This window comes from Bacillus sp. FDAARGOS_1420 (assembly GCF_019344915.1).
Taxonomy (GTDB): domain Bacteria; phylum Bacillota; class Bacilli; order Bacillales; family Bacillaceae_G; genus Bacillus_A; species Bacillus_A mycoides.
Genome location: NZ_JAHWJB010000001.1, coordinates 220,826 through 240,598, shown reverse-complemented (window position 1 = coordinate 240,598; position 19,773 = coordinate 220,826). Strand labels below are relative to the sequence as shown.

25 protein-coding genes are annotated in these 19,773 nt (G+C 34.8%); 22 read left to right on the top strand and 3 right to left on the bottom strand.

The features are described from left to right. Window positions 1–12 precede the first annotated feature (12 nt). The 5 genes from rbsB (at window position 13) to I6L50_RS01435 (ending at window position 5,334) form a co-directional block, all read left to right on the top strand. A complete protein-coding gene (gene rbsB / locus I6L50_RS01455) occupies window positions 13–936 on the top strand; it encodes a ribose ABC transporter substrate-binding protein RbsB (RefSeq protein ID WP_002090926.1) in 924 nt (307 codons plus the stop codon). 38 nt (window positions 937–974) lie between these two features. Next, on the top strand, window positions 975–1,622 hold the full coding sequence (gene fsa, locus I6L50_RS01450; RefSeq protein WP_000667669.1) for a fructose-6-phosphate aldolase: 648 nt from the start codon (window positions 975–977) through the stop codon (window positions 1,620–1,622). A gap of 298 nt (window positions 1,623–1,920) precedes the next feature. Then, window positions 1,921–4,311: a M6 family metalloprotease immune inhibitor InhA2 gene (gene inhA2 / locus I6L50_RS01445; RefSeq protein ID WP_219300167.1), complete on the top strand. Its 2,391-nt coding sequence runs from the start codon at window positions 1,921–1,923 to the stop codon at window positions 4,309–4,311. Window positions 4,312–4,641: 330 nt separating this feature from the next. Then, entirely contained in the window at window positions 4,642–4,983 is a 342-nt protein-coding gene (locus I6L50_RS01440; protein WP_002029794.1) for a hypothetical protein, read from the top strand. A 21-nt stretch (window positions 4,984–5,004) separates the two neighbouring features. Next, window positions 5,005–5,334 (top strand): hypothetical protein, encoded by a 330-nt coding sequence (locus I6L50_RS01435; protein ID WP_063225703.1) that lies wholly within the window; start codon window positions 5,005–5,007, stop codon window positions 5,332–5,334. A gap of 18 nt (window positions 5,335–5,352) precedes the next feature. Here the strand turns inward: I6L50_RS01435 and I6L50_RS01430 are convergent, their stop codons facing one another. Next, window positions 5,353–6,507, bottom strand: coding sequence for an MFS transporter (locus I6L50_RS01430; RefSeq protein ID WP_044444498.1), 1,155 nt, complete (start codon window positions 6,505–6,507; stop codon window positions 5,353–5,355). A gap of 226 nt (window positions 6,508–6,733) precedes the next feature. Here I6L50_RS01430 and bdhA point away from each other — a divergent pair, with 226 nt between their 5' ends. From bdhA to sph, 4 genes are all read left to right on the top strand, one after another. Continuing rightward, window positions 6,734–7,786, top strand: coding sequence for a (R,R)-butanediol dehydrogenase (bdhA, locus tag I6L50_RS01425; RefSeq protein WP_000645834.1), 1,053 nt, complete (start codon window positions 6,734–6,736; stop codon window positions 7,784–7,786). A 118-nt stretch (window positions 7,787–7,904) separates the two neighbouring features. Then, window positions 7,905–8,249 (top strand): potassium channel family protein, encoded by a 345-nt coding sequence (locus I6L50_RS01420; protein WP_002090921.1) that lies wholly within the window; start codon window positions 7,905–7,907, stop codon window positions 8,247–8,249. Between the two features lie 264 nt (window positions 8,250–8,513). Next, window positions 8,514–9,365, top strand: a complete 852-nt coding sequence (cerA, locus tag I6L50_RS01415) for a phospholipase C (RefSeq protein ID WP_219300165.1) — start codon at window positions 8,514–8,516, stop codon at window positions 9,363–9,365. 77 nt (window positions 9,366–9,442) lie between these two features. Continuing rightward, a complete protein-coding gene (gene sph / locus I6L50_RS01410) occupies window positions 9,443–10,489 on the top strand; it encodes a sphingomyelin phosphodiesterase (protein WP_219300163.1) in 1,047 nt (348 codons plus the stop codon). Here sph and I6L50_RS01405 read toward each other — a convergent pair. Continuing rightward, window positions 10,428–11,528: a tyrosine-type recombinase/integrase gene (locus I6L50_RS01405; RefSeq protein ID WP_219300161.1), complete on the bottom strand. Its 1,101-nt coding sequence runs from the start codon at window positions 11,526–11,528 to the stop codon at window positions 10,428–10,430. The genes sph and I6L50_RS01405 overlap by 62 nt on opposite strands. Before the next feature lie 817 nt (window positions 11,529–12,345). Here I6L50_RS01405 and I6L50_RS01400 point away from each other — a divergent pair. After that, complete coding sequence (locus I6L50_RS01400) at window positions 12,346–13,566, top strand: AimR family lysis-lysogeny pheromone receptor (protein WP_219300159.1); 1,221 nt, start codon at window positions 12,346–12,348, stop codon at window positions 13,564–13,566. A gap of 259 nt (window positions 13,567–13,825) precedes the next feature. Next, window positions 13,826–13,972 (top strand): hypothetical protein, encoded by a 147-nt coding sequence (locus tag I6L50_RS01395; RefSeq protein WP_219300157.1) that lies wholly within the window; start codon window positions 13,826–13,828, stop codon window positions 13,970–13,972. On the opposite strand, the gene I6L50_RS01390 is transcribed toward I6L50_RS01395, so the two are convergent. Then, window positions 13,969–14,313 carry a helix-turn-helix domain-containing protein gene (locus I6L50_RS01390; RefSeq protein WP_029439677.1) on the bottom strand — a complete coding sequence of 115 codons (345 nt, stop codon included), beginning with the start codon at window positions 14,311–14,313 and terminating at the stop codon, window positions 13,969–13,971. The genes I6L50_RS01395 and I6L50_RS01390 overlap by 4 nt on opposite strands. 169 nt (window positions 14,314–14,482) lie before the next feature. Here I6L50_RS01390 and I6L50_RS01385 point away from each other — a divergent pair, with 169 nt between their 5' ends. The 11 genes from I6L50_RS01385 to I6L50_RS01335 all read left to right on the top strand — a co-directional run bounded on the left by I6L50_RS01385 (window position 14,483) and on the right by I6L50_RS01335 (window position 19,760). Beyond that, window positions 14,483–14,689, top strand: a complete 207-nt coding sequence (locus I6L50_RS01385; RefSeq protein WP_097906844.1) for a helix-turn-helix domain-containing protein — start codon at window positions 14,483–14,485, stop codon at window positions 14,687–14,689. A gap of 67 nt (window positions 14,690–14,756) precedes the next feature. After that, window positions 14,757–14,945: a helix-turn-helix transcriptional regulator gene (locus I6L50_RS01380; RefSeq protein WP_219300155.1), complete on the top strand. Its 189-nt coding sequence runs from the start codon at window positions 14,757–14,759 to the stop codon at window positions 14,943–14,945. A gap of 19 nt (window positions 14,946–14,964) precedes the next feature. Next, window positions 14,965–15,120, top strand: a complete 156-nt coding sequence (locus I6L50_RS01375) for a DUF6906 family protein (RefSeq protein WP_219300153.1) — start codon at window positions 14,965–14,967, stop codon at window positions 15,118–15,120. Between the two features lie 37 nt (window positions 15,121–15,157). Further along, complete coding sequence (locus tag I6L50_RS01370) at window positions 15,158–15,919, top strand: Rha family transcriptional regulator (RefSeq protein WP_219300151.1); 762 nt, start codon at window positions 15,158–15,160, stop codon at window positions 15,917–15,919. A 162-nt stretch (window positions 15,920–16,081) separates the two neighbouring features. Further along, complete coding sequence (locus tag I6L50_RS01365; RefSeq protein ID WP_219300149.1) at window positions 16,082–16,390, top strand: hypothetical protein; 309 nt, start codon at window positions 16,082–16,084, stop codon at window positions 16,388–16,390. A 25-nt stretch (window positions 16,391–16,415) separates the two neighbouring features. Beyond that, entirely contained in the window at window positions 16,416–17,063 is a 648-nt protein-coding gene (locus tag I6L50_RS01360) for a sigma-70 family RNA polymerase sigma factor (RefSeq protein WP_219300147.1), read from the top strand. Window positions 17,064–17,348: 285 nt separating this feature from the next. Then, window positions 17,349–17,483: a hypothetical protein gene (locus I6L50_RS34680; RefSeq protein WP_257475348.1), complete on the top strand. Its 135-nt coding sequence runs from the start codon at window positions 17,349–17,351 to the stop codon at window positions 17,481–17,483. Between the two features lie 108 nt (window positions 17,484–17,591). After that, window positions 17,592–18,416, top strand: a complete 825-nt coding sequence (locus I6L50_RS01350; protein ID WP_085312622.1) for a replication protein — start codon at window positions 17,592–17,594, stop codon at window positions 18,414–18,416. After that, a complete protein-coding gene (locus tag I6L50_RS01345) occupies window positions 18,364–19,191 on the top strand; it encodes an ATP-binding protein (protein WP_257475347.1) in 828 nt (275 codons plus the stop codon). The genes I6L50_RS01350 and I6L50_RS01345 overlap by 53 nt, the downstream gene beginning before the upstream one ends. 30 nt (window positions 19,192–19,221) lie before the next feature. Then, window positions 19,222–19,497, top strand: a complete 276-nt coding sequence (locus I6L50_RS01340) for a helix-turn-helix domain-containing protein (RefSeq protein WP_219300145.1) — start codon at window positions 19,222–19,224, stop codon at window positions 19,495–19,497. Then, window positions 19,494–19,760 carry a hypothetical protein gene (locus I6L50_RS01335; protein ID WP_219300143.1) on the top strand — a complete coding sequence of 89 codons (267 nt, stop codon included), beginning with the start codon at window positions 19,494–19,496 and terminating at the stop codon, window positions 19,758–19,760. Before I6L50_RS01340 ends, I6L50_RS01335 begins: the two co-directional genes overlap by 4 nt. The last annotated feature ends 13 nt before the right edge of the window (window positions 19,761–19,773 follow it).

Sequence of the window (19,773 nt, the reverse complement as noted above, 5' to 3'; positions counted from 1 at the left end):
GAGGGGCAATTCATGAAAAAATGGTTACTGATACTCGTTGCATGCATCATGGTAGTTACTGCTGGTTGTTCAATGGAGCCACCAGAATGGGCAAAGGATTCTAGCGATAAAGGTCGAAATAAAACTATTAAAGTTGGATTTTCTGTTTCAACTTTAAATAATCCATTTTTCGTCACGTTGAAAAAAGGTGCAGAAAAGAAAGCAAAAGATAGCGGCATTGAATTAATTGCTGTTGATGCACAAAATGATGCAGCGAAGCAAACAAACGATGTTGAAGATTTAATTCAAAAAGGTGTCGATGTAATTGTTATTAATCCAACCGACTCAGATGCTGTTGCTTCAGCGGTAAGTGCAGCCAATGCAGCCAATGTTCCTGTTATTACAGTAGACAGAGTTGCAAATTCAGGTAAAGTTGTTTCTCACATAGCTTCCAACAATGTAGAAGGTGGTCAAATGGCTAGTGATTACATTCGGGAAGTAGTTGGTGAGGGAACAAATGTCGCTGAGTTAGAAGGAATACCTGGATCGTCTGCTGCTCGTGAGCGTGGGAAAGGATTCCATAACGTAGCTGATAAGTCTTTAAAAGTAGTAGCAAAACAAGCAGCTGATTTCGATCGTGCAAAAGGGTTATCCGTTATGGAAAATATTTTGCAAGCAAATAGCGATATTAAAGCGGTATTTGCTCATAATGATGAAATGGCATTAGGCGCAATTGAGGCATTAAAATCTGCTGGTAAAACGGATGTAGTCGTTGTTGGATTTGATGCAACGGATGATGCTGTAAAAGCGGTTAAAGATGGGCGTATGGCAGCAACAGTCGCTCAAAAACCGGAATTAATCGGAGAGAAGGCGATGGAAACAGCAAAAGAGATAACACAAGGTAAAAAAGTGGACAAATTTATTCCGATTGAATTAGAGCTTATTAAGAAAAAATAAATAAATATAAAATGAAAATTAGGAAGGAAGAATAACAAATGAAATTTTTTATTGATACAGCAAACATTAACGAAATTAAAGAGGCAAATGCATTAGGCGTAGTAGCTGGAGTAACGACAAACCCATCACTTGTAGCAAAAGAAGGCGTAGATTTCCATGAGCGTATTCGTGAAATTTGCAGTTTTATTGAAGGACCTGTAAGCGCAGAAGTAATTAGCTTAGAAGCTGATAAAATGATTGAAGAAGGAAAAGAGTTAGCAAAAATCGCTCCAAATGTTGTTGTAAAAGTTCCAATGACAACAGAAGGCTTAAAAGCAGTAAAAGCATTCTCAGATTTAGGAATTCGTACAAACGTTACATTAGTATTCTCAGCAGTGCAAGCATTACTTGCAGCTCGCGCTGGTGCGACATACGTTTCACCGTTCTTAGGTCGCCTAGATGATATCGGTCATAACGGTATGGACTTAATTCGCCAAATCGCAGAAATCTTTGCAATTCACGGCATTGAAACAGAAATCATTGCAGCATCTGTACGTCATAGTGTTCACGTAACAGAAGCAGCATTAAACGGTTCACATATTGCAACAATTCCAGCAAACGTAATCGCTTCATTAGTGAAGCACCCATTAACAGATCAAGGAATTGAGAAATTCTTAGCTGATTGGGAAAAAACACAAGAGAAATAATACGAAATGGAGAACCCAAGTTTAATTAACTTGGGTTCTTTTTTCGTTTGAAAGAATTTTCATGCAATTGTGCATATTGTCTTTTAAATTTTTAATATAAGCTATTTAATATATACAAATCACTCTTTATTTTTCACATTTCGACATAAAAAGATAGAGGGTCTGACCAGAAAACTGGAGGGCATGATTCTATAACAGAAAGCTTATTTCTTATAGAATCATGTCTTTTATTATACAAGGGAGGATAGATTACATATTTTTATCTGAAGTTTAAGATTGATACAAGGGGATGATTAAAATGAGAAAAAAAGCGCCATTTAAAGTGTTGTCATCATTAACGATCGCAACACTCATCGGATGCTCAGCTGTAATGAGTGCTCCGTTAGCATATGCAGAAACGCCAGCAAAAGAAAGTGTGTCTACAACGCCAATTGATCATAACTTAATTCAAGAAGATCGTTTAGCGGAAGCGCTGAAAGAAAGAGGAACAATTAATCCAGCATCGTCTAAAGAAGAGACAAAAAAGGCCGTAGAGCAATATATTGAAAAGAAACAAGGGGATCAGGCGAATAAAGAAATTCTTCCCGATGCGAATCAAGAAGCATCTGATTTCGTGAAAAAGGTAAAAGAGAAGAAGATGGAAGAAAAGGAAAAAGTAAAGAAAGCTGAAAAAAATGTTAGCCCTGAGCAAAAGCCAGAGCCAAATAAAAAGCAATTAGATGGGAAAGTTCCAACTTCTAAGGCGAAACAAGCTCCATATAGTGGACCTGTCCGCAATGATAAAGTGTTAGTGTTACTCGTTGAATTTAGTGATTATAAACATAATAATATTGAGCAAACACCAGGTTATATGTATTCGAAAGACTTTAGTAGAGAACATTATCAAAAAATGTTATTTGGTAATGAGCCTTACACATTATTTGATGGTTCGAAAGTAAAAACATTTAAGCAATATTATGAAGAACAGTCTGGTGGTAGTTATACGACAGACGGATATGTAACAGAGTGGTTAACTGTTCCAGGTAAAGCCGCTGATTATGGTGCTGATGGTAGTAGCGGTCACGATAATAAAGGACCAAAAGGTGCGCGTGATTTAGTGAAAGAAGCATTAAAAGCTGCAGCGGATAAAGGATTAGATTTATCTCAATTTGATCAATTTGACAGATATGATACAAATGGTGATGGTAATCAAAATGAATCTGACGGTGTAATTGATCATTTAATGGTAATCCATGCTGGTGTTGGTCAAGAAGCTGGTGGCGGTAAATTAGGTGATGATGCGATTTGGTCACATCGTTCAAAATTAGCAACAGATCCAGTAGCGATTGAAGGTACAAAATCAAAGGTAGATTACTTTGGTGGAAAAGTAGCGGCTCATGATTACACAATTGAACCAGAAGACGGTGCAGTAGGTGTGTTTGCACATGAATTTGGACATGACCTTGGTTTACCAGATGAGTATGATACGAATTATACTGGAATGGGATCACCTGTCGAAGCTTGGTCATTAATGAGTGGAGGTAGCTGGACAGGAAAAATCGCAGGAACAGAGCCAACTAGTTTTTCACCACAAAATAAAGATTTCTTACAAAAGAATATGGGTGGAAACTGGGCGAAAATTTTAGAAGTAGATTACGATAAAATTAAGAGTGGTGTAGGCGTTCCTACATATATTGATCAAAGTGTTACGAAATCCAATCGTCCAGGTGTCGTACGTGTTAACTTACCAGGTAAAAGTGTTGAAACAATTAAACCGGAGTTTGGAAAGCATGCATATTATAGTACAAGAGGAGATGATATGCATACGACATTAGAAACACCATTCTTTGATTTAACAAAAGGAACAAATGCGAAATTTGATTATAAAGCGAATTATGAACTAGAAGCAGAGTGTGATTTCATCGAAGTACATGCTGTAACTGAAGATGGAACGAAAACATTAATTGATAGATTGGGAGAAAACATAGTCCAAGAAAATAAAGATACAACAGATGGAAAATGGATTGATAAATCATATGATTTAAGTCAATTTAAAGGGAAGAAAGTTAAACTACAATTCGACTATATTACAGATCCAGCTTTAACATATAAAGGTTTCGCAATGGATAATGTAAATGTAACAGTTGATGGACAAGTAGTATTTTCAGATGACGCAGAAGGACAGTCTAAAATGAAGTTAAATGGATTCGTTGTTTCTGATGGGACAGAACAGAAACCTCATTATTATTATCTAGAGTGGAGAAACTATGCTGGATCAGATAATGGATTAAAAGCGGGAAAAGGTCCGGTATATAATACAGGTCTTGTCGTTTGGTATGCAGATGATAGTTTCAAAGATAACTGGGTTGGGTTACATCCAGGTGAAGGCTTCCTTGGTGTTGTAGATTCTCATCCAGAAGCGATTGTTGGAAATTTAGGTGGGAAACCAGCATACGGTAATACTGGAATTCAAATTGCAGATGCTGCATTTTCATTTGATCAAACACCTTCATGGAGTGTAAATTCATTTACACGAGGACAGTTTAATTATACTGGATTACAAGGTGTTACAACGTTTGATGATTCAAAGGTATACAGTAATAAGCAAATTGCTGACGCAGGACGCAAAGTTCCAAACCTTGGCCTTAAATTCCAAGTTGTTGGACAAGCAGATGATAAGTCTGCAGGTGCTGTTTGGATTAGACGTTAATGCGGGATAAAATAAAAGCACATTCTTCATATGAAGAGTGTGCTCTTTTATTTGTACATTAAGTTATTATTTTAGCTTATGTAATACAAGTGTTTATCCATATGTAGTGTATCAAATTATGTGTGGAAAAGAAATATTTCCGAGGAAATTGTCGAAGTATCGTCGATATTTATTCATTTTCTTTTTTAAAAGGAGGAAGTAGTATTGCTTTTATATGCAAGTTTATTTACATTGATATTTGGTTATATACAAAAGTAATATATATTAGGCAATAAAAAGAGTTCTATTTAATAGAACTCTTTTTTGATGAGTAGAAAGGAGGGGGGACAAATGAAAGAAACAATTGCATGTCCACAATGTGAAGAGAATATTACTGCACAACATATTATCGACATCCCACATCCTTTTTCATTAAGGTGTCCGCATTGTAAGGTGAAGCTGAAAGAAATGAGGATAACACCATGTTTAATATTAGCGGCAATCTGTGTTATCCCACTGTTTATTATTATTGGAGAGAGTATTAAAGAATTGCTAGTAAAACATTTTTCTATTATAGACAATGTACCAACCGTACTTATTTTCTTCTTATTTTGTTATCCGTTGTATTATTTCTATGAAAAATATAATGCCATATTATTCATTAAATATGGTTTATTGAAAGTTAAAAGTTGAATTGAATAGGAGATTATCATTATGTTGTGGAAAATTTATTTGGTAATTGTAGCGATATTAGCTATTACTTCGCTAGTGAGAGGGATGTTTCAAACACCGATTCAAAAGTTTGATTTTGTAGTGTCTATTATTACATGGATAGGACTATTTGGATTTGTTTTTGATGTACAAATATTGACGCCGATCGTTTGGCAATGCATCTTCGTATTTAGCATCATTTGGACGTTAACTGCAGTTTTTGTTTTACGATTATATGAAGAGAAAGATGAGCCATTACCTTTTGTATTTAAATTAATTGGCATTATCCCAACTTTTCCGTTATATTACGGATTATATCAATATGCATTTTAAAAAAAGACAATGATGGAATTAACCCATCATTGTCTTTTTTACTTTGCTTCTTACAAAAATCATTCCAGCAAATGTTAACAAGAATGCAGTTCCGATAACGAAGCTAGCGCTAGGTGATGCTCCGATTGCTCCGACTGTAAAGGAGCCAGCAACAACTCCTAACGAGAAGAATGCATAAAACAATCCGAATGCTTTCCCACGATTATTATCTGTCGTATTTTCAACAAGTAAAGCATTAATTGCTGGGAAGAGGATAGCGAACCCAATTCCATAAATCATCATAACGATAAAGAGCATGCCTTTTGTTGCAAATAATCCGAGTAAAGATAACGCTAGTGCCATTACTGCAATCCCGATTAGCATTAGTTTGGAACGATTAAATCGATCGTAAATGCGATTTGTTGGCAGTAAGAAGAAGAGGATAGCGGTAATTCCGAATACACTTAACATCATGCCTGTTGTAGATGCTTTAAGTGCTAATGCCTCAACTTTTACTGGTAACATATAAGTGACAATCCCTTGTGAAAACATTAGTGTGAAAGCACCAATATATGCTTGTAATAACGGTTCTGATTTCAATAGTTCAATCATATCTTCTTTGTTCATCATTTGTGTTCTTGATGTATCTTTTCTTGATACGTTATTTGGTAAGAAGAATAGAGATACGATTGTACCAAGGACCATTAAAATAGAAATAGTAATGAACACCCACTCTATACCAGCTGTTGCTTTCATAATGCCGCTGAAAGCAGGTCCTACGATTGCAGCTGTTCCAACAGCGGCACCAGATAGAGCCATTGCTTTACCTTGCCTTGCTGAATTCGTTTGCTTTGATAAAAACGTAAAGGCAGCAGGAATTAAAAATCCGTCACTAAAACCGTGCATAAAGCGCACAACTAATAGTTGTTCACCACTTTGAACAACGGTGTATAACAAGACTATGAAACTCGTAATTCCCATGCTTATATAAAGGATTTTTTTTGCACCAAATTTATCGACAGCGGCTCCAGCGATAATATTACCGATCATATTAGCGAATGAGTACATACCGATAACTAGCCCAATAACAAGAGGGGTTCCTCCAAGACTTTGAGCGAAAGTACTCATAATAGGTAATTGTGAAAATGTATCTAAAAACGCTACGATAACAATAAAGTAAATAAAATATTTCAAGCGATATTCACCTCTCCTATGCTATTATGGCATAATGCTAATTTCAACCGCAATGAAATTAGCATTAACAGATGTGGAAAAAAGTACAAAGTGACAAAATATTGAACGTTATTTGTTAAAATTTAGTGGAAATGAGATTGTTTTTTTGAAATATATGGATGAAAGTATTATAATAGATTTGTAAACTTCACCAGGTTAAGTATATACGTAGAGAGGGATGTATAAAATGAAAGCACTACTTTGGCATAATCAACGTGATGTACGAGTAGAAGAAGTACCAGAACCAACTGTAAGACCAGGAGCAGTTAAGATTAAAGTTAAATGGTGTGGTATCTGCGGAACGGACTTGCATGAATATTTAGCAGGACCTATTTTTATTCCAACAGAAGAGCACCCATTAACACACGTAAAAGCACCGGTTATTTTAGGTCATGAGTTTAGTGGTGAGGTAGTTGAAATCGGTGAAGGCGTTACTTCTCATAAAGTGGGAGATCGCGTCGTTGTAGAACCAATTTATTCTTGTGGTAAATGTGAAGCTTGTAAACACGGACATTACAATGTTTGTGAACAACTTGTTTTCCACGGTCTTGGCGGAGAAGGCGGCGGTTTCTCTGAATATACAGTAGTACCAGAAGATATGGTCCACCATATTCCTGATGAAATGACGTATGAACAAGGTGCACTTGTAGAACCAGCAGCAGTAGCAGTTCATGCAGTACGTCAAAGTAAATTAAAAGAGGGAGAAGCTGTAGCGGTATTTGGTTGTGGTCCGATTGGGCTTCTTGTAATCCAAGCAGCAAAAGCAGCAGGAGCAACTCCTGTTATCGCAGTGGAACTTTCTAAAGAACGTCAAGAGCTAGCTAAATTAGCAGGTGCTGATTACGTATTAAATCCAGCAACTCAAGATGTACTAGCAGAAATTCGTAACTTAACAAATGGTTTAGGTGTAAATGTGAGCTTTGAAGTAACAGGTGTCGAAGTAGTACTTCGTCAAGCGATTGAAAGTACAAGTTTTGAAGGACAAACTGTAATTGTTAGTGTGTGGGAAAAAGATGCGACAATTACGCCAAACAACCTTGTACTAAAAGAAAAAGAAGTTATCGGTATTCTTGGATACCGTCATATCTTCCCAGCTGTTATTAAATTAATTAGCTCTGGCCAAATTCAAGCAGAGAAATTAATTACGAAAAAAATCACAGTGGATCAAGTTGTTGAAGAAGGATTTGAAGCACTTGTAAAAGATAAAACACAAGTGAAAATTCTTGTTTCACCTAAATAATAGAGAATAGTAAAAAGTAGCCCTTTTCTAGAAATAGAAGAGGGCTACTTTTTTTCTATACAGAAAGGTGATAGACTTTCCTTTAACTACAGGTATTTTGTTTGGAAGGGGAAGTCTAATGCTTTCATTTATGTTGACATTGAAACGGATGTTAAAAGCTTGTTTACGAGCGTGGAAAGATAAAGAATTTCAAGTATTATTCGTATTAACATTTTTAACATTAACATCTGGTACGATTTTTTATAGTACAGTTGAAGGATTACGCCCTCTTGACGCCCTATATTTTAGTGTGGTTACGTTGACGACTGTCGGTGATGGGAATTTTAGTCCGCAAACTGATTTCGGAAAGGTATTTACGATCTTATACATATTTATCGGGATTGGATTAGTGTTTGGATTTATTCATAAATTGGCAGTTAATGTGCAACTGCCAAGTGTATTATCGAAAAGAAAAAAAGAGTAAAGCGGTTAATCGCTTTACTCTTTTTTTACATTAGTTTAGACAAGTATTTGCAGTAGCTTAACAATACTGTATTACAATGTAAGTGCATTCATTCATTACGTTCGCTATGTATAAAGTTATAGTGATATGAACATTTGCATATTTTAATTTATTGATAGAATTTTGATGAAAGGTGGGATATTCTAGTCATAGGTTAACCAGAAGACATAGTAGGATCCTAACAAAATATTTACTATAACTCAATTATAAAATGGAGGGTTTCAGATGAAAAAGAAAGTGCTCGCTTTAGCAGCAGCTATTACGTTAGTAGCTCCGTTACAAAATGTAGCTTTTGCTCATGAAAATGATGGTGGGAATAGAGTACAGATTATTCAATATTGGTCTGCTGAAGATAAGCATTCAGAAGGTGTAAATTCTCATTTATGGATCGTGAATCGTGCAATTGATATTATGTCCCGTAATACGACAATTGTAAAACAAGATCAAGTTGCACTATTAAATGAATGGCGCACAGATTTAGAAAATGGCATTTATTCTGCTGATTATGAAAATCCTTATTATGACAATAGTACATTTGCATCACATTTCTATGATCCAGACGATGGAAGTACATACATTCCACTTGCAAAGCAAGCGAAGGAAACTGGAGCTAAGTATTTTAAATTAGCTGGTGAATCTTATAAAAATAAAGATATGAAACAAGCATTCTTCTATTTAGGGTTATCTCTTCATTATTTAGGTGATGTAAATCAACCGATGCATGCAGCAAACTTTACGAATATTTCTTATCCACAAGGATTCCATTCTAAATATGAAAACTTTGTAGATACGATCAAAGATAATTACAAAGTAACGGACGGAAATGGATATTGGAATTGGAAAGGTATAAACCCTGAAGATTGGATTCATGGTGCTGCGGTAGCTGCGAAACAAGATTTCCCTGGTATCGTAAATAGTAATACGAAAAGTTGGTTCGTGCAAGCTGCTGTATCACAAAGTTATGCCGACAAATGGCGCGCTGAAGTTACACCAATGACTGGTAAGCGATTAATGGAAGCGCAACGTGTAACTGCTGGATACATTCAGCTTTGGTTTGATACGTACGGAAATCGTTAAGTATTGGAGAAAGGTCAAATCTCAGAATAGAGTATTTGGCCTTTTTATCACTATACAGTAAACGGAGGATATGAATTGTGAAAAGTAAATTGCTAAAAGGTGTACTTAGCTTTGGGATTGGTTTAGGAGTTTTATACGGAGGATCTTCAGCTCAAGCAGAAACGTCTACAAATCAAAATAATACTTTGAAAGTGATGACGCATAATGTGTACATGCTATCAACAAACTTATATCCGAACTGGGGACAAAATGAGCGTGCTGATTTAATTGGAGCGGCAGATTATATAAAGAATCAGGATGTTGTTATATTAAATGAAGTGTTTGATAATAGTGCTTCAAATCGCTTATTAGGAAATTTGAAGAAAGAATATCCAAATCAAACGGCAGTATTAGGTCGTAGTAGTGGAAGTGAGTGGGATAAGACGTTAGGAAATTATTCATCTTCGACTCCTGAAGATGGAGGTGTAGCGATTGTGAGTAAATGGCCAATTGTTGAAAAGATTCAATATGTATTTGAAAAAGGCTGTGGACCAGATAACTTATCAAATAAAGGATTTGTATACACAAAAGTTAAGAAAAATGATCGTTTTGTACATGTGATTGGGACTCATTTACAAGCTGAAGATAGTATGTGTGGAAATACTTCGCCAGCATCTGTACGTACAAAACAGCTACGAGAAATTCAAGAGTTTATTAAAAATAAAAATATACCAAATAACGAGTATGTGTTAATTGGTGGTGATATGAATGTAAATAAAATAAATGCTGAGAATAATAGCAATTCAGAGTATGCATCGATGTTTAAAACATTACATGCGTCTGTTCCATCTTATATAGGACATACAGCAACTTGGGATGCGACGACAAACAGTATTGCGAAATACAATTATCCAGATGCACCTGCTGAACATTTAGATTATATTATTGCGAGTAAAGATCATGCGAATCCATCATTCGTAGAGAATAACGTATTACAAGTGAAATCTCCAAAGTGGTCTGTTACATCATGGTTCAAAAAATATACGTATGATGATTATTCTGATCATTACGAATTGCATAATATCAGCTTTTTAAAGGGCGTAGGTCACGGATTGGTAACGAAAATGATAAATCTTGTTCCATAAACGCTACTACTTCCGCTTGTTTTGACGGATATAAATGACTATATGTATTTAACGTTGTTGACACATCCGAATGTCCTAATCTCTGGGCTACCACAAGTGGACTAACACCTCTATTTATTAAATAAGATGCATGGGAATGTCTAAATTCATGAAGTAGAATTTTGGTTATTCCAGAAGCGACAACATATTTGGCAAAACGTTTATGAAGAGTAGCTGTCGCTATACTTGTGTAAAATTCACCAAATACAATATAATCATTTTTTATCGGTGCTCCTAATGTAGCATGTCCTTTTAATGTTTTCAATAAGTCTATGACAAGAGATGGTAGCATAATAATACGATTTGATGCTTTGGTTTTGGGTTTTGTAATCTGTCTGTTATAGTTGGTTTTATTAATATCAATCGATTTTTCTTCAAAATTAATATCTGCCCATGTTAATGCTAGCAATTCGCCAGTTCTTGCACCGCTATAATAAAGAGTCGTAAAAAAGGCTTGATATAGTAAATCATCTACTACATGAATGAATTGTTTAAACTCATCAAATTCCCAAAAGTTTAATCGTTTATTCGATTCTTTTTCAAAGTTGCCAGCAATTCTCGCAGGATTACTTGTGAGACCATAAAATTTTATTGCGAAATTAAAAATTGAGGACAGTACGGTATGAATCTTTTTCAAATAAACAGCTGAATACTTATGAATAATTTCGTTTTGGTAGATCATGATATGCTTAGCAGTTATATTATTAATTTTTGATTTCCCGAATTTTTCTAGTAAATGATTTTCAAGGATTGCTTTAATGGTGTTAATTGAAGATTGTTTTCTCCTCTGGCAATACCAATCAAAATAACTATTCGCCACTTGAGCAAATGTTAAACTGGAATTTGTTTCTTTTTCAACTAACATTTTAGCTTCCGCTTCACGTGCTTCTTTTTTCGTTTTAAATCCACGACGTTTTACTTGTTTTTGAGTACCATCAAATTGACGGACTCTGACAACAAAAAAATATGTTCCTCGTTCTTTATCTTTGTAGATCACCATAAGAATCCCTCCTGTATATATAAAGATTGATAATTCAATTTATTGAGTAGATTATAACTGGTTTGTTACCAAAAGAAAAGACGCTCAATATAAGTTGAGCGCCTTTCTTCGACTTTAACCACTTTAATTTTAATAACATATTACCTACATGAAAATAAAATTGCCGTTTAAAACAGTATAGCATATTTAAATTTGAAAATACTCAAAAAATAAAAATCCCCACTAATGTTAATGGGGAGATTGGTTAGGGAAAGCAATCGGGATGATACATAAAGTAAAGATAAAATCATATTACCATAATAATGTCGTGACGCATATTGAAAAAGTCGGATGTTTTTTTATTTTGATATTGTAATGTTTTTGGATTGGTTGGGTGTAATTCGTGGGGATTGGCTGGTTTTCACGTCGATTTGAGTGGAATATAATGAATAATAAATCAATATTCATTACGAATTGTAGAATATGTGAACTTGTAGTCGAATAATTTCAAGATTTTTCTTTAAAGTTATATTGAGAAATAAATTTTAGGGTGGAATAGAATATGAGCCCGTGCTAAAATTGGCTCTGTATACAGTATATGGATTTCTGTTGTGATAATAGACAGAATAATCTTAAAAATAAAATAAAATAAAATAAATAAAAACATAAAAACTCGCAGAGCGTGTGTAAGAGGTGATCCTGACAAAACCTCTTAAATCGTTCATCCTAGCTACCTTAGGACAAACACTTGCATCATACGAGTTCCTCGTCAGTGTAACACACACCTAGTAATTTTAAAATGTGTCCTGAGTTGAGAAAATTAAGGGTGGGGCTTTTTATGTTATCGGATGGAGGGAAGAATACTTTGAAGCCGCTACATGTTGAAATTTGTGAATTAATTGACAATAGCCCAGATCTAACATATGGGAGTGTTGCTGAGGCTATTGGAGTAAGCCCCCAATATATGTCTAAGTTCAAAAAAAGTGGGACAGTTAGTTTTTGTAGTCTCTTGAAATTGTCGCAAGTATTAACGCTGCCTGATGAAAACTACAAAACTATAATGCGTGACTTTTGCTTGAAAGTTGATACAACAGAACTAATCAAACAAAGCTTTGAGTACGCTTCAATTACTAGGGATACTGAATTGTTAAAACGTTTGATAGGAAAATATCGAAAAGATAAAGGAAGTATTCAGGAGTTTGTGGATGTGTATGAAATATTGTATCAATATATAGTGAATGAGATTGACGGTAGATCACTAATTGATAAATTGTGTGAATTAAGGCAACCAACGGATTGTTGTTTACGAATATTAATCGATATCATGAAATGTTATAATTATTACTTTTCTAAAGATTTTCCAATGATGATTGGATTGGGTAAAGAAGTAGAACAGAGGCTTAAGCAGTTAAGTGGTGGGCGTAAAGATTTTATTCTACATTGCTATTTCCACAAGGTATATGAGGTTCTAGCACCTGTTCATTTAAGATTAAATAATAAAGAATTAACAAGAAGATACGCTACTATCTTAAAAAATTCGAATATTAGCGCAAAGACAGTTTCAGATGCAACGTATTTAATGGGTATGTCTTATTTACTTGAAGATAAGCAAAAATGCTTATCACTACTAAAAGAGAGTTATGAGTTATCTAAAGCGATTGGGGAGGAAATTTTAGAAACTGAAGCATTGTATAACTTAAAATTGGCCGAATTGTATTACGAATCAGAAAAGAATGAACCCGTTATCGCACTAAGAGAAATTGATAAATTCTCATCAGTATTTTATCAGAAAGAAAATGAAGACTTTATTGTGTTATTTAAGGCAATGCAAGACACTTCTAATAAGAGTTTACATAAATGTCTTCAGCAATTCTTTACTCAAGGAAATTATTTTTTTTCCAGTTTGAGTGCAAGAGAATTGTATAAGCGTGGGGAAGATTCTGTTATACTTGAATGGATGATGGACTATAAACCAGAGGTGGGAGTGAATGAATTTGAAGAAGATAATGTTGATATTTTCAATGATGTTGACTTTAATGATAATGCCATTCGTTGCTAATAAAGGATTAGAAGAAAAGGCTTTGGATAAACAGATTAATTATTATATGGATATTAAACCTGGGGGATGAATATGCTGGACCCACTTAATTAACTTCATTAAGTAGGTCTTTTTTATTTGTCAATATATTTTGCTGAAAAAAAGCATTTTGTTTTTTGGCTAGTCTTGAGACATCTATAAGAATTAGTAATAAAATTATAAAAAAGGTGCTAATTTACAATGGGTGATGAGACTATTACTTATAGGAGAGATTAGACAAATGAACAAAATAAATGATAAAAAAATTAAACAGGAAAACACTGAAGACAAAATTAAAAAGATGTTAATGTTAGAACGAATTTTTAGTGAGGATGAAGATTACATACTTGCAGTTAGTAAAATTAAAGCCATGATTAATAATAATTAATCATGGCTTTTTTCGTGTATTTTAAGTAAGTCATCAATTAAATTAAGAATGGTTTGTTTTGTTTCTGACGGCATATTATCAAGACGTTTCATAAGTTGGGCAGTTTCAGAATGGATGTTTTCAGTTTGAAAAGAAGTCTCAGTTTGTAAACCTAATAAATAATCTATCGATACACCTAATACGGTAGCTATTTTATAGGTATTTTCTCTCGAAGGGCTTTTTCTATTGGTTTCGTATAAGGATATTGCAGAGCGATTAACATTTAAAATGTCCGCTAATTCTTGTTGTGAGATATTTTTTTTTGTACGAATAAATTTTATGCGGTCTCCTAATGTTACCATTACTAACACCCTCCGGTTAACTGGATTAAACATTTCTATGATTATAATAACTAAAATAAGTAAATGAAGCAATGCTTTTTTAACAAAACCATTAAAGTACATAAAAAAGGTTTACAGAAGACTTTATTTCGGTGTATGATGTTAACACAAGTAACTAAGGAGGGTGAAGATGAAAAGATTTGATGGTAAGAAACTGTATTTATTAAGGAAAAATAAAGGATTTTCGCAGAGGGAATTAGGAGAGTTGTTAAATTGTAGTCACTCTTTAGTTAACTTGATGGAAAATGGAAAGCTTCAACCCACAACTGCCAAATTATTAGGTATTTCAAGTATTTTTAAGGTTTCTATAGATGAGTTGTTTATAGATTTTTTTTGATTATTATGTTAACGCAGGTAACTATACGTGTGAAATCTATAATTTTTTTTAAAAGGAGCTGATCCCTATGCACAAAAACTTATTCATCGCTCGAAAAGAGCAACGCATGACACAAGAGAAGGCGGCAGATTTAATTCACATTTCAACGAGAACATATTTTGCTAAGGAACACGGTAAAAGTGATTTCACCCTAAAAGAAGCTCAGAAACTAGCAAAATACTTCAAAACAACAGTGGACGAGCTGTTTGCAAAATAAACAAAAAAGGAGGGCACCCATGAAAAACGGTAAAAGACCAACCAAACGAGAGAGAATACATATCAATTCTTACAGCTTAAATGCAGACGACTGGTTGATTTTTAAGAAAGTAGATGGTGAATTAGATTTAGTTCATCGCTATACAAATTCAACACGAGTCATTCCAAGTGAATAGAGTGGACAAGCATTATTAAATTTGAGGAGGGCTTCACATGGATGGATTAACAGTAGAAAACGAAAAAACGTTACATAACGAATTAGTATTTGAAAATAATGGTGAGGTAGTGACAGATAGCTTGACGATCGCTGAGATGTTTGGGAAAGAACATGACAAAGTTCTTCGCGACATTCGTACTCAAATGGATTATGCAGGACAAGAATTCTCACTCACCAATTTTGGAGAGTCAACTTACACAAATGAACGTGGTCGAATGTATCCTAAGTACAACTTAACAGAGGAAGCATTTACATTGGTTGTTTTTGGGTACAACACGAAAGAAGCAGTGCAAACAAAAATTCGATTTATACAAGAATTTAAACGTATGAAGGAATACATCCAGAACCAACAACAAGTCCCTACAGATCCTATGAGTATTCTAAAGCTTACTTTCGAAGCACTAGAAGGGCAAAAGCAAGAACTCCAGCACATCAAATCAGATGTCAAAGACTTACGAGAAAACGCTCCCTTATTTGCAGTAGAATGTGACGAAATATCCAATGCAGTTAAGCGTCATGGCGTTGCGCTACTAGGTGGTAAACAATCTAATGCGTATCAACATGCAGGAATAAGAGGTAAGGTCTACCGTGATATCTATAACCAGTTGTATCGTGAATTTGGAGTAACAAGCCATAAAGCAATTAAACGTGGTCATTTAGAATTAGCAACAAAGATTGTTGGAGAGTACACGTTGCCAATCGTGTTGAGCGAAACAATCAATGTAGTAAACGCTCAAATTAAGTTCTCTGAGATGTAGAGCAAGCCGAAAGGGGAAGATAACCATGATGGAAGAAAGTATTGTATCACTATGTATCGTTAGGTTTAGCATCTGTGGGTTTGTACTTGCTGTTTATGCACTAGATAAACCAATTGAAGAATTTACAAAAGATGTGGAATGAATTTGAGGGGAGAAAGTGCTATGACGTTATCAGTTTTAAAGAAAGATGTAAAGAAAAAACAAATACTAGATGAATTCTTACAACATTGTGAAAAGAAACAAGTAGAAGCGATTCAAAAGAACGATCCATTTTTACTTTGCACTTGGATTAAAGAAGCACGATTGGCCCGAAAAGAGCTTATAGCGCTATATCGTGAGAAAGAAAAACATGATACCCAACTTGAACAGGATCGTAAAAGTATCTTAAGGATTGTAGCACATTTAAGAAGTAGAGGGATTAATGCTTCAGCCGTGGAGAGGGTGCATTGTATAGCAAACTATTATAACTAAAAATAAGAAAGGATGGTAAAAGGAAATGACAGCACAAGAATTATTTGAAGAAAAACAACATTTAGTAATTGCATCAATAAAGCAACAGTTTGGAAGTATCGCAAGAGCCGGACAAATTGCAGAAATGAATAATATGGAGTTGGATGATTTAATTCAAGTTGGTCATATGTATTTATGGGAGCATTGTGTGAAATATGATCCAGAGAGAGTAGATACATTCAATGCATACGTGATGAAAGGTATGAAATGGGCAATAAGTGATGAGATTCACATGAAAGGAACGCCTTTTAAAATCAGCAGACGAGTTAGTCATGAGGAAAGGAATAAAATGAATATTCATTCGATTGATTTGCATCGAGGTCAGGAAACAGTAAACGAGTATTATGCAGTATCACCAATTGATGTGGAAGAAGAAGTAATCGTGTCAGTAGGACTTCAAGAAGTCACAAGTGTACTGGAAGAAGAGGAAAAAACAATTATTATGCATGTTGGGTATGGTTTTACAGAACAGGAAATTTCTGTGAAATTAGAGATGAAAAAATCTACTGTTCATACAAGAAAGACACGGGCATTTTTAAAGATGAATCCAAATTATAAGCCAATGAAACAAAAATCTTTTTTCCTAGGGAAAAGGATGGTAAAGAGAAACCACCAGTTGGGGCTGGTGATTTAATAAACACACACATTACATCCATCATAACATATGTTGCGTCATGCATACAAAAAAAGACCTGTTTCAGCAGGTCAAAAGTTAGGGTATTTCGTGAAAGAATACGATTTAATCATACTTTAACAGGAAAATATGAAAAATGATAGATGAAAAGAAAGAATATTCAATTTATATTGTTGAGAAATAAATAACACCCTATTGGGATATAGGGTGTTTTGGAAAAAATCGCGAGATTAAGATACGGAAATTGTATCATGTTGAGATTTCCTTGTAAAGGAGAAAAGGCCTATGCTCGCATCGAATATCGTGACTAGCATCGTCCTCCCATCTTGGGTATATGAAGGCACAAAAACAGAAAAAGAGAAAAAGAGAAAAAGAGAAAAAGAGAAAAAGAGAAAAAGAGAAAAAGAGAAAAAGAGATAGCTAGCAACGCTCATATATATAACAAGTGTGCCAAATCGTTACCAAGGTTATCGGATTTTGAAAATAGAAAATGGTATGGCAATTTGTGAAAGGGCTCAGGTGAATTAGATGAGTAGCAATATATTTCAATTAGAAACCTTTGCGAGAAATGGTTATACGGTAAGACTTGCTTATGTGGATATTACAGAGGATTTAATCGCAGGAATCTTGTTAGGACAAATTGTTTACTGGTACATACCTAACGAACAAGGGAAGAGCAAGCTGAAAGTGAAGAAGAACGGAGAATTTTGGCTTGCTAAAGGTCGTGAAGATTGGAGAGAGGAGATTAGAATTACTCCTAAGCAATACGATCGGGCAATTAAAATTTTAATTGAGAAAGAGTTTGTAGAAGTTCAAAAATTTAAATTTAATGGTGCTCCGACTCATCATATAAAGTTAAACATTTCCGAAGTTACCGAAAGGGTAAAATGCATTTTGACCTTTGGGGAAGTTCCAAATGCACCTTTGGGTGAAATTCAACTTACCGAAAGGGTAAATTCTTTAACAGAGATTACTACAAAGACTACTACAGAGATTACTACAAATAAAAAGAAGGATTGTCACAAGTTTGAAACTTGCGACGTCAATGCGGCAAAATATTTGTTTGAAAAAATTAAGAGTAATAATCCGAAACAAAAAGAGCCTAATTTTATTTCTTGGTCTAAGGATTTTAGATTAATGCGTGAAAAAGATCAACGTGAATTACAAGAGATAAAAGATGTGATTGATTGGTGCCAAGCAGATCCATTTTGGCAAGGAAACATCTTATCTCCTAAAAAGCTACGTGAAAAGTTTGATCAACTAACAATCCAAATGAATGCTAGAAAAGGAGCGAAGAATCATGGAAGCGGTGGAAAGAGTGATGACGAGGATTTTGAATACATCGGCTTGTAAAGAGGAAGACGAAGGTTATACCTGTGAACACTGTAACTCTTTTATTAAGGCAATCGTAGTAGAAGTCCCAGCATTACGGATAAAAAATAAAGTATTTCCTACATGTGAATGTGCGGTAGAGCGTGAAGAAGCGAAAGTAAGAGAGTATCAAAACTTCGCTAAGAAAAGAGGAATTGAAAAACTATTTAGCATTCACAATGTGGGAAATCGTTTTGATAAAAGTACATTTTCAGCATTTCTAGAGCGGAATGGTTCAGAGACGGCGTGTCAGTTAGCAAAACAATACGTACAAGCTTTTACAGAATGGCAGGGAGAATCACTTTGGGTATGGGGAGAGCCTGGAAACGGGAAAACACATTTGGCAGCTGCCATTACAAAAACATTAACAGAGCAAGGATACATCGTTGTATTTCAAAGTGTACCAGAATTGCTCCAGCGTATCCGTAGCACGTTTAACAGTGAAAACAAGGAGAATGAAGCGCAAATCATGAGAGCCCTATTAGAATGCGATTTACTTATTCTAGATGATATCGGAGCTGAGAAAGCGACGGAATGGGTGGAAGAAAAGATTTTTAATATCATTGATGGACGTTATCGAAAAGAGATGCCTACTTTGTATACAAGTAATTTAAAGCCGAAAGAAATGTTACAACAAGTGGGGAAGCGATCTTATGATCGTATGGTGGAAACGAGTTTGACAATTGAAAATAAAGCAACAAGCTATCGAAGAGAGATTGCTAAACAAAGATTACAGCGTTTTGGAGAGAGTTCTTAATATGTGCCAATAGAAGAGGAGTGTAGACTTATGACTGATTTAAAGTTAGAAAACTATACAATTTCAGCTCAGCAACGAAAATACATGAAGAACGAACGACGTAACTTGTACATCGCTTTAGAAGAACTGGACATGTTTTGGGATGAAGACGACGTATTACGAGTGAAGAATGCTTGGAAAAACAACGAGAGTGTATTTGCAATAGGTGAGAAATTACAAAGGGATCCGGACGAAGTTACTCTACTTATTATGGATTTAGCAAGAAAAGGTACGATTGGAAAAAGAACGTTGGGGCTAGGGGCATGAAACAATTAACTTTTGATGACGTTGTAGGAACCATGAATTATGCCGCATGCAGTACTTCTGAACAATTCCTTTCCAATCAGTTGATTACACCAACTTACGCAGTAGAATTTTTTGACCGAGATGAAAAGCAGAAGTTACGTTGGTTTGAAGTAAATACAGAGACTGAAGCAAAAGAAAAAGCAGTAGAAACATACGGGAGCATTCAAATTATTAAAGTATATGTGTCCAATCGAACGTTGAAAGAAATTATGGAGCTGGATTAAGGGCATTTTTCAT

Coding starts and splice junctions, on each gene's coding strand:
- I6L50_RS01435 (WP_063225703.1), top strand. CDS start 5,005: ATGTTGTGGAAAATTTATTTGGTAATTGTAGCGATATTAGCTATTACT.
- I6L50_RS01380 (WP_219300155.1), top strand. CDS start 14,757: ATGCACAAAAACTTATTCATCGCTCGAAAAGAGCAACGCATGACACAA.
- bdhA (WP_000645834.1), top strand. CDS start 6,734: ATGAAAGCACTACTTTGGCATAATCAACGTGATGTACGAGTAGAAGAA.
- I6L50_RS34680 (WP_257475348.1), top strand. CDS start 17,349: ATGCTCGCATCGAATATCGTGACTAGCATCGTCCTCCCATCTTGGGTA.
- I6L50_RS01350 (WP_085312622.1), top strand. CDS start 17,592: ATGAGTAGCAATATATTTCAATTAGAAACCTTTGCGAGAAATGGTTAT.
- I6L50_RS01400 (WP_219300159.1), top strand. CDS start 12,346: ATGTTATCGGATGGAGGGAAGAATACTTTGAAGCCGCTACATGTTGAA.
- I6L50_RS01420 (WP_002090921.1), top strand. CDS start 7,905: ATGCTTTCATTTATGTTGACATTGAAACGGATGTTAAAAGCTTGTTTA.
- I6L50_RS01405 (WP_219300161.1), bottom strand. CDS start 11,528: ATGGTGATCTACAAAGATAAAGAACGAGGAACATATTTTTTTGTTGTC.
- fsa (WP_000667669.1), top strand. CDS start 975: ATGAAATTTTTTATTGATACAGCAAACATTAACGAAATTAAAGAGGCA.
- I6L50_RS01360 (WP_219300147.1), top strand. CDS start 16,416: ATGACAGCACAAGAATTATTTGAAGAAAAACAACATTTAGTAATTGCA.
- I6L50_RS01395 (WP_219300157.1), top strand. CDS start 13,826: ATGAACAAAATAAATGATAAAAAAATTAAACAGGAAAACACTGAAGAC.
- cerA (WP_219300165.1), top strand. CDS start 8,514: ATGAAAAAGAAAGTGCTCGCTTTAGCAGCAGCTATTACGTTAGTAGCT.
- I6L50_RS01335 (WP_219300143.1), top strand. CDS start 19,494: ATGAAACAATTAACTTTTGATGACGTTGTAGGAACCATGAATTATGCC.
- I6L50_RS01385 (WP_097906844.1), top strand. CDS start 14,483: ATGAAAAGATTTGATGGTAAGAAACTGTATTTATTAAGGAAAAATAAA.
- I6L50_RS01440 (WP_002029794.1), top strand. CDS start 4,642: ATGAAAGAAACAATTGCATGTCCACAATGTGAAGAGAATATTACTGCA.
- I6L50_RS01340 (WP_219300145.1), top strand. CDS start 19,222: ATGACTGATTTAAAGTTAGAAAACTATACAATTTCAGCTCAGCAACGA.
- I6L50_RS01390 (WP_029439677.1), bottom strand. CDS start 14,313: ATGGTAACATTAGGAGACCGCATAAAATTTATTCGTACAAAAAAAAAT.
- I6L50_RS01345 (WP_257475347.1), top strand. CDS start 18,364: ATGGAAGCGGTGGAAAGAGTGATGACGAGGATTTTGAATACATCGGCT.
- I6L50_RS01370 (WP_219300151.1), top strand. CDS start 15,158: ATGGATGGATTAACAGTAGAAAACGAAAAAACGTTACATAACGAATTA.
- inhA2 (WP_219300167.1), top strand. CDS start 1,921: ATGAGAAAAAAAGCGCCATTTAAAGTGTTGTCATCATTAACGATCGCA.
- I6L50_RS01375 (WP_219300153.1), top strand. CDS start 14,965: ATGAAAAACGGTAAAAGACCAACCAAACGAGAGAGAATACATATCAAT.
- I6L50_RS01365 (WP_219300149.1), top strand. CDS start 16,082: ATGACGTTATCAGTTTTAAAGAAAGATGTAAAGAAAAAACAAATACTA.
- rbsB (WP_002090926.1), top strand. CDS start 13: ATGAAAAAATGGTTACTGATACTCGTTGCATGCATCATGGTAGTTACT.